Origin of the sequence: Candidatus Protofrankia datiscae, assembly GCF_000177615.2 — a bacterium.
Lineage (GTDB): Bacteria > Actinomycetota > Actinomycetes > Frankiales > Frankiaceae > Protofrankia > Protofrankia coriariae.
Map to the genome: position 1 here is coordinate 735,996 of NC_015656.1, position 13,356 is coordinate 749,351.

Sequence of the window (13,356 nt, forward strand, 5' to 3'; positions counted from 1 at the left end):
ACACCATGCAGCCTTCCGCCGATCACGACAGCGGACTCACCTACGCGACCTACCTTCGCCTTCCCCACGTGCTCGACCAGCAGCGGTGCAGAAGCTCACCCCCCGCCCACGACGAACTGCTCTTCATCACTGTCCACCAGGTGTATGAGCTGTGGTTCAAGGTGCTGCTGTTCGAGCTTTCCAACGCCAGGGACCGGATGCTCGACGGCGACGCCTACCGGGCCCGCCTCCGGCTGCGCCGCTGCCACGAGATCGAGCGCGTGCTGGTGAACCAGATCGACGTCGTCGACACCATGACGCCGCACGGATTCCTGGAGTTCCGTGGAACGCTGGGGTCGTCCAGCGGGCTTCAGTCGACGCAGTTCCGAGAAATAGAATTCCTGTCCGGTGCCGACGACAGCGGTTGGCTGGATAGGGCCGTCTGGCTGAGCACCGAGGACCACCAGCGACTGTCCCGGCGACTGACCGAACCGGACCCGTGGGACTCTTTCATCACCCTTCTGGCCGCCGCTGGTTTCGCCGTCGGCACCCCACAGCAGCGAGCCGCGATCTTCTACGAAATAGCGGTCGGCGGCGATCGGTACAACGAGCTGTGGGAGCTCTCCGAAGCGCTGATCGACCACGACCAGATGTGGTCGACCTGGCGCCTGCGGCACCAGATGACGGTGGTGCGCCAGCTCGGCGGAAAACCTGGGACAGGTGGCAGCACAGGTGGCGGCTACCTGGCGGAACGGGTTCCGATGAAATTCTATCCGGAACTCTGGGAGGCAAGGAGTCGTTTCGGCCCGCCGAACGACGGAAGCCTTCCGCGGGTTCATGGCCCCGAATCCCTTCGACAGGAATCCGATGGCTAGGCCGGTGAGAACCCACGACGGCACGGGAAACGACGGCACGGGAAACGGCAGGACCACGGCCGGTGGGACGTCACCGCCCTCGTGGGAGACCAGCCGGGAACTACGCGACCAGGCGTACTCGCCCAGCCTGACCGTACCCGACATGAGAACTTACCTACGCATGTATGCGGACAGGTCGGCCGATGCCCGCGCAACCCTGCCATGGAAAGAAATCTCCTACGGAGACACCTCCGCCCAGCGGCTCCACTTCTTCCCCGCCGCTGGTCCCGACGCGCCGCTACAGGTCTTCATCCACGGCGGCTACTGGCAGGAACTGAGCAAGGAGGAGTCGTCCTTCGCCGCGCCGGACTTCGTCACGAGAGGAGCGGCCTTCGCCGCGTTGGGGTACGGGCTCGCATCCGTTCACCGACTGGGCGAGATCGTCGCCATGGTCCGCAACGCCATACTGTGGATTTTTCGGCACGCCGCCGAGTTGGGCGTCGACCCCCAGCGGATCTTCCTGAGCGGTTCCTCCGCCGGTGCTCATCTCGCCGCGATGTGTGTGACGGACGGTTGGCTCCCTCCCGCGCTGCGCCCCTTCGACGTGATCCGCGGTGCCTGCCTGCTCAGCGGTATCTACGATCTCGAGCCGCTGCGGCACACCTATGTCGGAGAACAGATCGGGCTCACCGCAGCCGAAGCGGCCCGCAACAGCCCGATTCGTCATGTCCACGGCGGTGCCCCACCGCTGATCGTCGCCCGCGGCGACAACGAGACGGCCGCCTTCGCCGCCCAGCACAGACAGTTCGTATCATCCCTGACCCGAGCGGGCACGCCAGTTGCCGATCTTGTGGTGTCCGCCCGGAACCACTTCGATCTCCCTCTCGTCCTCGGGGACCCGGAAACACCACTCGGCCGGGCAGTCCTGACACAGATGGGCCTGCTGTCACTCCCCGGAAATCCGGCGCTCGAGGTCGGATCTGGCCGGTCCCCGCGGTGAGTGCGAGGTGTGCGCTTCGCAGTATCCATGTCGTGCGGTCCGAGTCACTGGTACCCGTTCCTGTTGGAGGAACAGTACGGCGGAGCCGTCTGGTAGCTCCATTGATGACTCTCCTTCCCCTGGATGTTCTCAGAACTGCCGTACGCATGATTCAGATCGCGATCCGGTCAAAGATTTTGAATGGAAAACTTGAAAACCTGGTTCGACCTTCTTCTCCCGTCCGGTTGTCGGGGTGCTGGCCGGGGATTTGAACGGGGTGCGTGCGTGCCGGTGGGGCGTTGCGTCCTGGCGAACGGTTAGGAATGGAACAGCGGTCGATAATTGACACCGCCTCCTTCCGGGTGTATTGGCCGCGCCGGTCGAAGTGATGTAGGTCGCGCGGGAACGCCTCGACACCGGAGGTAGAGTGATCTTACCCAATTTACCAGGAGTGCCCGCGACACCGAATACAGAAACACATTCTGACCGGTTCCAGCCGTCGTCACGATCGGTGCTGTCCGACTGAGCTGGCGGCTGTGCCGGCCACCGAACAGGAAAGGACGGTATCGGTGGATCAGGTGAGGATCGGCATTCTTGGCGCCGCTCGGATCGCCCCGACGGCCATCATGAAACCCGCGGCACGGCTGCCGACTGTCGCGGTGGTCGCGGTGGCGGACCGCCATACCGAGCGGGCCGACCGGTTCGCCGAAAAATACGCGGTCCCGGTGGCACACGAATCATACGACGCACTGCTCGACGATCCCGACGTCGACGCGGTGTACAACCCGCTGCCCAACGCCCTGCACGCGCAGTGGACCCTGCGCGCGATCGAGGCCGGGAAGCACGTGCTGTGCGAGAAACCGTTCACCGCCAACGAGGTCGAGGCGCGTGCCGTTGCCGAGGCGGCGGCATCCGCCGGCGTCGTCGTCACCGAGGCCTTTCACTACCGGTATCATCCGCTGGCGGAGCGTATTCACAAGATCGTACGGGACGGCAGCATCGGCACGGTGCGCTCGATCCGCACCTGGATGTGTATTCCCTGGCCGCTTTTCGACGACGAGATCCGCTACAGTTACGAGCTCGGCGGCGGCGCCATGATGGATACCGGATGTTACGCCGTCCACTGTATGCGGCTGCTCGGCGCGGGCGAACCGAAGGTCGTGTCGGCGCGCGCCCTGCTGCATGCGCCGCGCATCGACCGCGCCATGACCGCGGAGTTCAGCTTCCCCGACGGCTCGACCGGACGGATCGACTGCTCGCTGTGGTCCCGACGCTTCCTGCGGATCGCCGCCCACGTCACCGGGGACCGCGGCGAGCTGCGGGTCGCCAACTTCGTCCGCCCACATGTTTTCAACCAGATTCGCTGGACAACGCAGGGGCGTACCCGCTGGGAAACGGTGCGTGGGGAAACGACGTTCGACGCCCAGCTGCGTGCTTTCGCCCGCGCGGTGCTGTACGGCGAACCGACACTGACACCGGCCGAGGACGCGGTCGTCACCATGCGCCTCATCGACGATGTCTACCGTACGGCCGGCCTTCCCCCACGCGGGCTCGCCGGCTGACCAGATCGCACGGAAACCACCCCGGCCATCCCCGGCGGCCGGGAGCGGGGACGTCGGAAACACATCGAGAACGCGTCAGGATCATATCGGCGTCGATGTCAGGAAAGCGATGGCGGCCGGCACCGGTTATATCGCTGGTGCCGGTGGCACAGTGATTATCTGTATCGCCCGTGCTCACCCCGCTGCCCGTGTTGACGGATCACCTGGATCGCCTGCCGGGATCAGGCCGGCGGGTCGACGCGCGGTGGCCGGCCGCCGCTGCCGGGCGGTGCCAGCGGCCGACCAGCGGACGCGGCCGAACCGGACGTGGTCGGTCTGGTCTCGGTCGGGCCTGACGTGCTTGGGCTGGACGTGACCAGCGCCGCCAGGTCGTCGGGGGTGTCGATGTCGTAGGGGGAGCCGGTGTCGTCACAGGGCACCATGACGACCCGGTCCGGATTGGTCCGCAGCCAGGCCCGTGCCCCGACATCACCGTGAGCCAGGGCGGACACCTCGGCCCACACCGTTCTGTGCAGCAGGACCGGGTTGCGCGGTTGCCCGCCGTAGCTGGCGACCGCCGCGACGGCGCCGGCGGCGTGGGCCGCGAGCAGCCGGCACACCGCCTCGGCGCCGATCAGCGGCTGGTCGGCCAGCGCGATCACGACCGCCTCGACGCCAGCGTGTCCCGCTAGCCGCTGTCCGCTGTTCCAACTCTCGCTGTTGCGGCCCCGGCTGTTCTTCCGGCCCCGGCTGTTGCGGCCCCCGTCGGCAGGAGCGGCGGGGCTTCCTTCATCGGCGGCAAATGCTGTGAGCCCGCGACGCAGCGACGCGCTCATCCCCACCGCCCAGTCAGATGCCAGGACGACCTGCTCTTCGGGTAGGCCGGTGGATCTGATCACGTCGGTCGCCCGCGCGCCGAGAGCCACAAGCACCGGAGCGCATCCACCGTCGGTGAGCATCCGGACGCATCGCTGGACCAGTGGTTCGCCACTCAGGGTGACCAGAGCTTTTGGAACGCCGAAGCGACGTCCGGCGCCGGCAGCGAGGACGAGACCGCCGACGGTACTCGTTGTGACTGTCATCGGCCGCTCCACGTGCTTGCCGATCCAGGGCAGGGCGGGCGTCCACGCCGTCCAGGTCCAGGACCAGACCCAAGATCGGGCTGGGACGGGGACGGGTGGCGCCTGCCGGAAGCACCGCGTCCGGTCATCACTGTAACGGGCCGGGCAGGCGAAGTTGGCAATAGAGTTCTATGAATACATGAATAATAATTACAACAAAATATGAACCGACGCAAAAAGTGGTCTGGTCTGCGAGCTCACATTTTCTTGGTCGATGGTTCGCCATACAATCCGGAACGGTGAAACGGTCAATTGCCGACGGCGCCCCACAGGCCATCCGGACGCAGCCAGGGGAGGAACAAACACGCCCGCCGCACGGGGGGCCGCCCCAGCCGCCCGTACCACCACCTGGCGGCGAGCGCGGTGGCGACAGCACCGTCGCCTACCGTCCGATCGTGACGGCTCATGACCTCTGCGTAAAAGCATTCAGCGCGACCCGACTGCGTCCCGGCTACAGCATGGTCGGTGTCGACGCCCTTCTCGACTGGGCCGCCGCCGAGCTGCGCCGGCTGCACGCCATCGTTCGCGTTGTCGAGAACGGCGGGACGCCGGAGCCGGCCGAGCTCGTCCCGAGAATAGCGCCGACGGAGATCAGGTCGACGAGGTTCAATACGACCAGATTTTTCAGCGGATATCACGAGAGCGAGGTCGGCGATTTCCTCCGGATCGTCGAGCGTGAGTTCGCCAATCTGCACAGGTTCTTCTCCGCGGTGTCCGCAGCCGCCTCGGCGGGCGCTCCCTGCGATGATGACCGCTGGGCCGCAGCCCGGCATCGTGGCGGTCCCGGTTCGTTCCATCCCGGCACCACCGGCACGGAGGTGACGGCGAAAACCTTCACGAGAACGCGGTTCCGCGCCGGCTACGACACCGCCCAGGTCGACGCCTTTCTCGGCAGGGTGGGCCGGGAGTTGGACCGCCTGCAGGCGATGGCGGAGTCGGCGCGAGACGGCCACCCGGCGGATACCGCTTCCGTCACCGCAGACCTCACCCCACAGGACATCGTCAACGCCAGGTTCGACTCCACCTGGCTGACGGGTGGATACAGCGAGTACGAGGTCGACGACTTCCTCGACTTCCTCGAGCACGAGATCACCCGCGTCCAGGCCTACCTGTCCTGACCGTCTCCTCTCCTCCCCCGAACCCCGATCAGGTATCGCCAGATCAGGAGAACGAGGGAGCAAGTGGCCGCCAGGGCAGCCGTTTCCGTACTCGATCCCTTGAGCGAGCGGGGACGGGCGCGTAGGGCGTGTCCGACGGATTCTGACGGATGTTCGATCGCGCGGGCAGCGTCCAGAGGTTGGCGCCGGGGCGAGGTTGGCGCCGCCAGGTACGGCTGCTACCAGCTAAAGCTTGCGTGCGATCGTCAGGCCGTCCGACACGGCCAGCAGGACGGCCTGTACCCGGTCGTCCACCGCCACCGCCTCGTTGAACGCCTGGATCGCCCGGACGTCCGCGTCCTGGCTCCGCTCGTCGAGTACCTTGCCGTTCTGGAGCACGTTGTCGACGAGGATCAGCCCGCCCGGGCGCAGCCGCGGCACCAGCAGGTCGTAGTAGATCGGGTACGAGGTCTTGTCCGCGTCGATGAGCGCGATGTCGTAGACGGGCTCGGCGGGCAGCGCGGCGATCGTGTCCGCGGCCGGGCCGAGCCGCAGTTCGATCCGGCCGTCCAGGCCGGCGCGCTTCCAGTAGTGACGCGCCAGCGACGTCCACTCCTCGCTCACGTCGCAGCAGAGCAGATGACCGTCATCGGGCAGGCCACGGGCGATGCAGATCGACGAGTATCCGGTGAACGTACCGACTTCGATCGCCCGGCGTGCGCCGGTGCTCGCGGTCAGTATCGTCAGCAGGGCGCCGAGTTCGGCGCCGATCTGCATGACGGAGCGTTCCCCGAACTTCTGCCGCGTCTCCGCGAAGAGATCGATCAGCAGTTCGTCCGGCGGTGAGCAGCGCGCCGCGAGATAGGGGTATATGCCGTGCGCCAGAATGGGCGACTGCGCGGTCGGGTCCAGAGCGGACATGCGGCTCAGGCTACCGGCACATCCCAGCCTCCCGCCTGGCGGGTTACGCCCCGGCTGGCGGGTTGTGCCCCGGCTGGTGGGGCTCCGCCTCGGGCCATGTCCGCCGGATCGTGTGGATCACCGATCGTGTGGTGTTGGTGTCGTCAGGGCGCTGGTGGGGCATTTCACGGGTTGTGAGGACGAACGACCCGGTGCCGACGCCGGCACCGACCATGGCACCGGCACCCGCAGCGGCACCGCCTCCAGGCCCGGCGCCGGAAGCGGCGTGGGCGGCCGACCGTACCGCCACGGAACTCGACGCGGACACGGTCCACGCCGTCGGGAAGATCAGCGAGGCGCTGGAGTGGGTGGAGCGGGCCCGGGGGCACCTCTACGCGTTCCACCAGATGTCCGGCCACGCCGATCTCATGCTCGGATCGGCGTTGGAGGAGTTGGACAACGCCGGTCACGGTGAGATCGCCGAACGGCTTCGCAGGGACCTGCTCGGACGCAACGTCCTCGACGGCCGATGGACCTTCCAGGTCGTCGAGGAGTATGACGACGGGTACTACCGGGCCTTTGCCGAGTCCGAGCGGATGGTCCGGGACGTTCTGGCCGGTGGCCGCCGGCATGTGTACGAGGCACGGATGAAGGCGTCCGAACGGGAGCGCGCCGGCCGGCCCGCTTTCGGCCCGGGAGCCTGAGCGCCGCCCGGGCACCGCGCGCTGTGAGGTGCCGCTTATCCGCCGTGTCCGGAGAGAGCCGGAGAGGCGCCGAGAGGTCCGGAGAGGCTGCGTGGTGCCCGGAGAGACGCTGTCCGTGTCCGGGAGGCTCGTCCTCGCTCGAGGCGGCTTGTGTGTACGTTCGACGCCCTGACGGGGCGTGGTCGCCACCGGTAGCGGTGTCCAGGCGTGAGGGGCCGATCGGCTCGTGCCGTCAAGGTCACCGTGTCCTGGTTTGACAGCGTCCCGCGCGCGGCGGCACCCTTGGGATGCGGCACCTCGTTCGGTGAGGCGTCTGCACGGACACAGGCCACTGACCCCGAACGTCGAGAGACGCCCCGGGTCAGGACAGCTCTCCCCGGGCTAAGGGGTGGGCCCAGGTGGCTTCCTGGTTGGGATTACGCCGTGCAGTGCCAAAGCTCTGACGAGGAGGGGTGCTCCGCACGTGGGGGTGGGTTCTGGCCTGGCTCTCGTTCGTGCGATCACTCTGTGTGGATGCGGTCTGCGCCTGCGGGCGCCCGGCTGTGAAGGAGGTGGCGGGATGAGTCCCGGTCATAGTCGTTGTCTGTCCTGGACTGGCTCGGCGACCCCCGCCGCCTGAGTCTGGTCACTCCGGTGTAAAAACATCGCCGCCGGTCTTTGTCAGAAAGGGCCGACGGTCCCAGCCCTGCCTCGCCGGGCGGCTCGTGGTCGTCGTGTCGTGTCTGACGCGCTGAACGCGGGCGGGCGCTCGTTATGAGCTCCCAGAGCACGGCATCGCGGTGGTCTGGAATCAAGGCCTGACCCAAGGGTTGTGTCAGCAGATGCGCGGGATCGCGTAGCGGGCTTTCACGCACCAGCCGGTTGGCCGTTGTGGCAGTGCGCTCGGACCTTGTCCACGCCCGGCTATGGCTGCGTTCGTCCATGGTCGGCCTGCTGTGTGCCACCCGGCGACACGTCCACACAGCGATGCGCAAGGCCCGGTCACCGCCTCGGCGAGGTGCGAGCGAGCGTCCAGGGGGAGCTACCAGCCCGCTCCCGGTTCCAGACCGCTGTCTGCTGGCAGATCCGCAAGCCATTCGAGGAGCTGGCGTGATGACGGTGATGGAGAACGTGTTCTACTCCGAGGGCCGGCGCCTTGTGCGACCGGACTCGCTGGCCGAGACCTACCAGCTTCTGCACGGACGTCGTGACGAGCGCAAGCAGGATCTCGCCTGGATCGGGCTGGTCCGCCCGGACCAGCGTGAGATCGCCTCGATCGCCCGGGAGTTCGAACTGCACGAACTCGCCGTCGAAGACGCCGTGCAGGCGCATCAGCGCTCCAAGCTGGAGCGGTACGGAGAGACCCTCTTCGTGGTTCTGCTGGCGGCTTCCTACAACGACATCCGGGAGGAGGTCGAATTCTCCGAGTTGCACGTCTTCGTCGGGGACGACTTCGTCATCACGGTACGTCATGGTGACGCGCCGGACCTGCGACGGGTACGCCACCGGATGGAATCCGAGCCGGACCTGCTGGCCCGAGGCCCCGAGGCGGTGCTGTACGCCATCCTCGACCGGGTCGTCGACGACTACGCACCTGTTGTCGCCGGGCTGGAGAACGACATCGACGAGATCGAGACCGAGGTTTTCCGGGGCGACCCGGAAGTGAGCCGGCGTATCTACGAGCTCTCCCGCGAGGTCATCGAGTTCCAGCGGGCGACCAAGCCCCTGCTCGGCATGCTGGACGCTCTGGCGTCGGGTTTCGTGAAATATGGTGTGGACGCCGGGCTGCAGCAGTACCTGCGGGACGTCAGCGACCACGTCGCCCAGGTCGTGGAGCGGATCGAGGGTTTCCGCCAGCTCCTGCAGAACATTCTCACGGCCAACGCAGCCCTGGTCGGGCAGCGGCAGAACGAGGAAATGAAGATCCTGACCGAGACGAGCATCGCGCAGAACGAGGAGGTCAAGAAGATATCCGCATGGGCGGCGATCCTGTTCGCGCCCACCCTGGTGGGCACCGTGTACGGGATGAACTTCGAGACCATGCCGGAGCTGCAGTGGGTGTACGGTTATCCGTTCGCGATCGGGCTCATGGGGCTGGTGTCCGCCATGCTCTATGTCGTCTTCCGCAGCCGCCGCTGGCTCTGACCCGGGACAGGCCGGCCCTCCGGTGGTGCGATCATATTTTTCGTGCACCGCCGGAGGACCGGCCTGTCCGTTCGCGTCCATCGCCCGACCGGTTTTCCGGGCCACGCGGCAGAACACGGTACACAGGTCGCTGTTATGCGTATATGAGGGCGGTGTACAGGCGGCATTACAGAAGGTTGTTGCGGGCGTTCAGCTCGGTCCGTGGACCGGGCCCGGTCGCCACGGGCCGCGTGACGGTGGCTCGGCATCAGGGCCGTAGCCGTCGGCCCACACCGTCCGGTAGTGTGGGCAGTCGCCGGACGTACTGGACGTACCGGGCCGGGGGCCTTTCGGCGGGTCGCCTGGGCCGCGCCGGCGGCGGGGCCGACGGTGTCGCGGGCAGTCCAGCGTCAGCAGTGGCACGACAGGTTCAATCATCTTTGATCGGTAACCTTCCCGTTCCGTCGCAGGATGCGCAGTTCAGTTTCTTGGTCTCATTGAACGCACCGTCCTCGTCCGTTCCGCCGATGTCCCTGAGTACCTTTCCCGTGCCGCCGCACAGTCCACAGCTCCGCCAGGTCGGGTTGCCACGCCGGGTGTCCTGCCGCTGTCGTTGGCCCTTGTCCATACGGTCGCGGTCTTCGCCAGCGTCATCGTCCCGCCGTCGCAGAAATCCCATACCATCCTCCTTCTCATCGTCGCACCAGCATGCCGAGTGAGTCACGGACGGACTGGCTGTCCCAACGACAGACCACAAAGTGGCCCAGGCGCGGGAAAAGAGATGGGGTGCGAAAGGCCGTGGAGTTCCGATATGGCACACGATGATCATCTCAAGCATATGGAGGAATATAAGAATGGTTGATTGTCTGGAGGATTCGTGGGCGCCTCTGGGTTGATCTGGCCGGCGAGTTCGCCTTCACCCCGGCCGAGCGGGCGGAGGACATATCTGGGACCATCTCTGGGCGCAGCGGCTGATCGCCGAGGCACGGGCCTTCCGGCTGGCGGAGGTACGCCGGCGCCGGCACGCCACCCAAATCGAGGCGACGAAGGCGACGGGTGTGACGCAGGCCCGGGTGTCCCGCATCGAGAGGGGCACCTGGAGCGCAGCGGGGTGGATACCCTCGCGGCCTACCTACAGGCGCTCGGCGGCAAGCTGAAGATCGCTGCTGATTGTGGTGATGAGTCGTGCGTGCCCGGGTAGGGCGGGGGACACCACGGGGAATTTGGGGGCCGTCCCCACGAGCGTGGGAGCGGGCTGGCCGGGCAGCGGCCGACGGGACCGGCAAGCCTGGGCCGGTCGACAGGACCGGCACGCCTCTGGGAAGGGGAAGCAGGCGGGTGAGGTGGCGCAGAGGGGTGACGCCGTGGGTGTCACCGGCGCGGGCTGTGACATCCTGGAACGGCACCCGGCGGGCACATGGTGGGCGGACTCCGGTGAACCGGACGTAGCGCCTGACAGCGTTTCCACGGGTCAGGAGGGCTCGCCTAGTGGCCGATGGCGGCGGTCTTGAAAACCGCTAGGGCGTCCTGCGTCCTCGTGGGTTCGAATCCCACGCCCTCCGCTCCACCCGCAGTTGGTCCCGGGCCGCAGGTCGCGGCTGTGCGGTCGTGCGCGGTTTGGTCCTGGCTGGTGAGGCACGTCGTATGGATCTTGAGTTAGGACGTGGATGCCGCGTCCACCCAACTCGTTCGGCGACCTGGGTGGTGCTGCCATCGATCTTCGCTGGCGCGGAGGAGATCGACGCGGATCCCGGGACCAAGCGGGATGTCGACGAGGCGCTCGAAGAGCAGGAGACCGACCGGTTCATCCGCTGCTACGGCGGGGACGGATTCGACGCGCTCCTCGCCTCGCTGGCCGCGGAGCCGCACACACGGGCGAGCTGTCAACCATCCGACATAGAGCGGCGCGTCTGCTGTGCGTGCCATCTCGGGATCATGTGGTCGTCCCGGTCGTCCCGGTCGTCCCGGTCGTCCCGGTCGTCCCGGTCGTCCCGGTCGTCCCGGTCGTCCCGGTCGTCCCGTCGGATCTCAGGGCCGTCAGGCTGGCCCTGAGATAAGCGTGATCCGGAACGGACGGTCTGGCAGCCATGGATGCTGTCGGTCCGGGCTCTGGACGGAGAGCGACCTGGAGCTGCCCGGAATGGACGCGTCCTGACTGGTGGGTGACGGCGGGTGACGGGCGACGTTGCCTGCCCCTTGTGGAGCATTCTCCACTGTCTACTCTGGTCGCGCACGGGCAGTCGGCCGTTTCGACGTCCACGACATCAGGCGGTAGTTGTTTTTCAATTGTGATTTTGGAGTTCTAGTGATGATTTTTTATAGTGCCATAAGTGATGAAGGCGCCTGTCGATCATCCCGGTCGCGTGCTTCGGCGGACTGAAAAGATCGCGAGCCTCGTGTTGAAAGATCGAGATCGTCGCGCCGGCGGGCCGCTGCGTCCACGGCGTCATACGGCCGGCGGGTTGCGGCGCCGTCTGGCCTCTGGGTCGTGGCGTGGAGACGGCGGACGGACGAGCTGGCTGGACGAGTTGGCTGGACGAGGGCAGCCGACGGGCCGAGGGAGGGGGCTGGCGGGACGAGATGGCCACGGGGTCCGAGGGCCTTCTTCTGGGGTATGGTCGGGGCGCTGTGCGGGCCCGGCGCGCGGCATCGTGGCGAGGGCGTCGGCGAGGTGATCTACCGGGTGGGCGGCCGGGACGGCCGTGCTGCCCGTGGATGCCTGTCGGGATCCCTACAGGGGCGGCCCGGGGCCGATCTCCAAATTTTACGGTTCGTAAAATTATCCTGTGATCGGGAACGCAGAGAAGGGGGCGCGGCGGAGGGTGTGAAGTGGCCGCCCCTGGACGCTGTGTAGTTCCATGCTGGCTTCGCCGCGTTGTGGCCGTCGGTGTTGTGGTGGATATCACCGTAGTTCATTGATGTGATCTTTACGAGTGTTCGGTGGATGTTGTAGAGAGCGCGCATTGCCAGGGTTCGGCGTTATTGCTGTAAGCCGGGCGCGTTTTCCGTGGGAATAGCCTGGAGGCCGCCACGGGGGTGGATCCGGGCGGGCGCCGGTCCGTCCAGGCGATCATCGGACGTGCGTCCGCCGGTGCCCGCATGGCGCGGAAACAGCAGATGGTGGGCATGGTGCCCGCCCGCGGCGAGGGTGTCGGCGTCCATAATGGCGATCTTGATGTCGCAGGACGAGTGCGTCTCCGCCCGGTGACGTGACGCCCCTCACGGCGGTGCGAAACCGGCCACCGACTGCCGTCCGGCGGATCATCGGACGGCAGTCGGTGATTTTCTGTGACCATCCCAGCTGAAGCTGCCGATTCAGCGCCGTTCCCGAATCCTTCTTCCGCGAGACCGTCGCGGAACTCGCCGTCGGTTTCCTGGCATCGTCGACAGTGCCAAAGAAATGGAACCGTCGCCTCGGCCGAGCAGCCGCCGCCGACCGTGGCCGTATACAAAACTTTGCCGGCCGTCCGTAGTCTCATCGGCCGTGCTGTTCCCGGTCCCGGTGGGCCGGCCCAGTAGAGATATCTCTTCCGAGAACTTGCCGCTCCGCGGGAAGGGCGGTATAAGCGTTCACCCGTCGTGGGTTGAAGCCGGCGGCCCCGTCGTGCGGACGGGAGCGAGGCGTCCGTTCGGTGCGCGGCCATCGGCCGTCTGGATCACGAAGTGGCGACGGGCGGGCCTGCCGCGGGCGCCGCTGCCGAGACTCCCGGAAGACCTTTGGAAGACCCTTGGCAGGCGTCGGACGTCGACCCGGCCAAGCCGGGCCGAGTCCTGCCTGGCGCAAGCCGGGAAGAGACTGGGAAGGCGCCTGCTCGTGAGGCGATCGCGCAGGTAGAAGCAGGTATGGGCAGGTAAATGACAGGTCCGGGCAGGTGTGGGCGGGCGCGGATGGGTGGGGCGCGTGGGGCGGGGTCACGAAGCCCGGGCCCTGCCTGCGGCGCCATGCGGTGGGAGCTGCCACGGGCCTGCGCACCCTCGTTGCCGGCGGCCTCAGATGCTCTTCGCCGGCCGGCCATGGACGCTGTTCACCCGAGGAAATGATCGTGGTGGACGTCTGCGTCAGCGGCGGATCCGGAGA

General features: G+C 66.9%; 10 protein-coding genes, 1 tRNA gene and 1 riboswitch. Of the genes, 8 read left to right on the plus strand and 3 right to left on the minus strand.

All coding sequences use genetic code 11. The features are described from left to right. The first annotated feature begins 5 nt into the window (after positions 1-5). The 3 genes from FSYMDG_RS03120 to FSYMDG_RS03130 all read left to right on the plus strand — a co-directional run bounded on the left by FSYMDG_RS03120 (position 6) and on the right by FSYMDG_RS03130 (position 3,374). Complete coding sequence (locus FSYMDG_RS03120; RefSeq protein WP_013872145.1) at positions 6-854, plus strand: tryptophan 2,3-dioxygenase family protein; 849 nt, start codon at positions 6-8, stop codon at positions 852-854. A gap of 4 nt (positions 855-858) precedes the next feature. After that, positions 859-1,833 carry an alpha/beta hydrolase gene (locus tag FSYMDG_RS03125; protein WP_237702960.1) on the plus strand — a complete coding sequence of 325 codons (975 nt, stop codon included), beginning with the start codon at positions 859-861 and terminating at the stop codon, positions 1,831-1,833. 548 nt (positions 1,834-2,381) lie between these two features. Beyond that, entirely contained in the window at positions 2,382-3,374 is a 993-nt protein-coding gene (locus FSYMDG_RS03130) for a Gfo/Idh/MocA family protein (RefSeq protein WP_013872147.1), read from the plus strand. Between the two features lie 221 nt (positions 3,375-3,595). Here FSYMDG_RS03130 and FSYMDG_RS22620 read toward each other — a convergent pair whose 3' ends face one another. Continuing rightward, complete coding sequence (locus FSYMDG_RS22620; RefSeq protein WP_013872148.1) at positions 3,596-4,435, minus strand: nucleotidyltransferase family protein; 840 nt, start codon at positions 4,433-4,435, stop codon at positions 3,596-3,598. A 434-nt stretch (positions 4,436-4,869) separates the two neighbouring features. Between FSYMDG_RS22620 and FSYMDG_RS22625 the strand changes: the two genes are divergently transcribed. Beyond that, positions 4,870-5,592 (plus strand): DivIVA domain-containing protein, encoded by a 723-nt coding sequence (locus tag FSYMDG_RS22625; protein WP_131772091.1) that lies wholly within the window; start codon positions 4,870-4,872, stop codon positions 5,590-5,592. Between the two features lie 225 nt (positions 5,593-5,817). Here FSYMDG_RS22625 and FSYMDG_RS03155 read toward each other — a convergent pair whose 3' ends face one another. Then, complete coding sequence (locus FSYMDG_RS03155; protein WP_013872150.1) at positions 5,818-6,492, minus strand: O-methyltransferase; 675 nt, start codon at positions 6,490-6,492, stop codon at positions 5,818-5,820. A 212-nt stretch (positions 6,493-6,704) separates the two neighbouring features. Between FSYMDG_RS03155 and FSYMDG_RS03160 the strand changes: the two genes are divergently transcribed. From FSYMDG_RS03160 to FSYMDG_RS27105, 4 genes are all read left to right on the plus strand, one after another. Then, complete coding sequence (locus FSYMDG_RS03160) at positions 6,705-7,175, plus strand: hypothetical protein (RefSeq protein WP_013872151.1); 471 nt, start codon at positions 6,705-6,707, stop codon at positions 7,173-7,175. Positions 7,176-7,464: 289 nt separating this feature from the next. Further along, positions 7,465-7,632: riboswitch (M-box (ykoK) riboswitch) on the plus strand. 464 nt (positions 7,633-8,096) lie between these two features. Further along, positions 8,097-9,299, plus strand: coding sequence for a magnesium and cobalt transport protein CorA (locus tag FSYMDG_RS03165; protein ID WP_083828417.1), 1,203 nt, complete (start codon positions 8,097-8,099; stop codon positions 9,297-9,299). A 1,453-nt stretch (positions 9,300-10,752) separates the two neighbouring features. Then, positions 10,753-10,840: transfer RNA gene (locus FSYMDG_RS03175), tRNA-Ser, on the plus strand. Positions 10,841-10,979: 139 nt separating this feature from the next. Then, complete coding sequence (locus tag FSYMDG_RS27105) at positions 10,980-11,330, plus strand: hypothetical protein (RefSeq protein ID WP_193353088.1); 351 nt, start codon at positions 10,980-10,982, stop codon at positions 11,328-11,330. Between the two features lie 927 nt (positions 11,331-12,257). Here FSYMDG_RS27105 and FSYMDG_RS26710 read toward each other — a convergent pair. Continuing rightward, positions 12,258-12,440, minus strand: a complete 183-nt coding sequence (locus tag FSYMDG_RS26710) for a hypothetical protein (protein ID WP_043602856.1) — start codon at positions 12,438-12,440, stop codon at positions 12,258-12,260. Between the last annotated feature and the right edge of the window lie 916 nt (positions 12,441-13,356).

What these genes read in the sequence shown, in the direction of transcription:
- FSYMDG_RS03155 (WP_013872150.1), bottom strand. Translation starts at nt 6,492, where the DNA reads ATGTCCGCTCTGGACCCGACCGCGCAGTCGCCCATTCTGGCGCACGGC.
- FSYMDG_RS03160 (WP_013872151.1), top strand. Translation starts at nt 6,705, where the DNA reads ATGGCACCGGCACCCGCAGCGGCACCGCCTCCAGGCCCGGCGCCGGAA.
- FSYMDG_RS03120 (WP_013872145.1), top strand. Translation starts at nt 6, where the DNA reads ATGCAGCCTTCCGCCGATCACGACAGCGGACTCACCTACGCGACCTAC.
- FSYMDG_RS26710 (WP_043602856.1), bottom strand. Translation starts at nt 12,440, where the DNA reads ATGGACGCCGACACCCTCGCCGCGGGCGGGCACCATGCCCACCATCTG.
- FSYMDG_RS22620 (WP_013872148.1), bottom strand. Translation starts at nt 4,435, where the DNA reads ATGACAGTCACAACGAGTACCGTCGGCGGTCTCGTCCTCGCTGCCGGC.
- FSYMDG_RS03165 (WP_083828417.1), top strand. Translation starts at nt 8,097, where the DNA reads ATGGTCGGCCTGCTGTGTGCCACCCGGCGACACGTCCACACAGCGATG.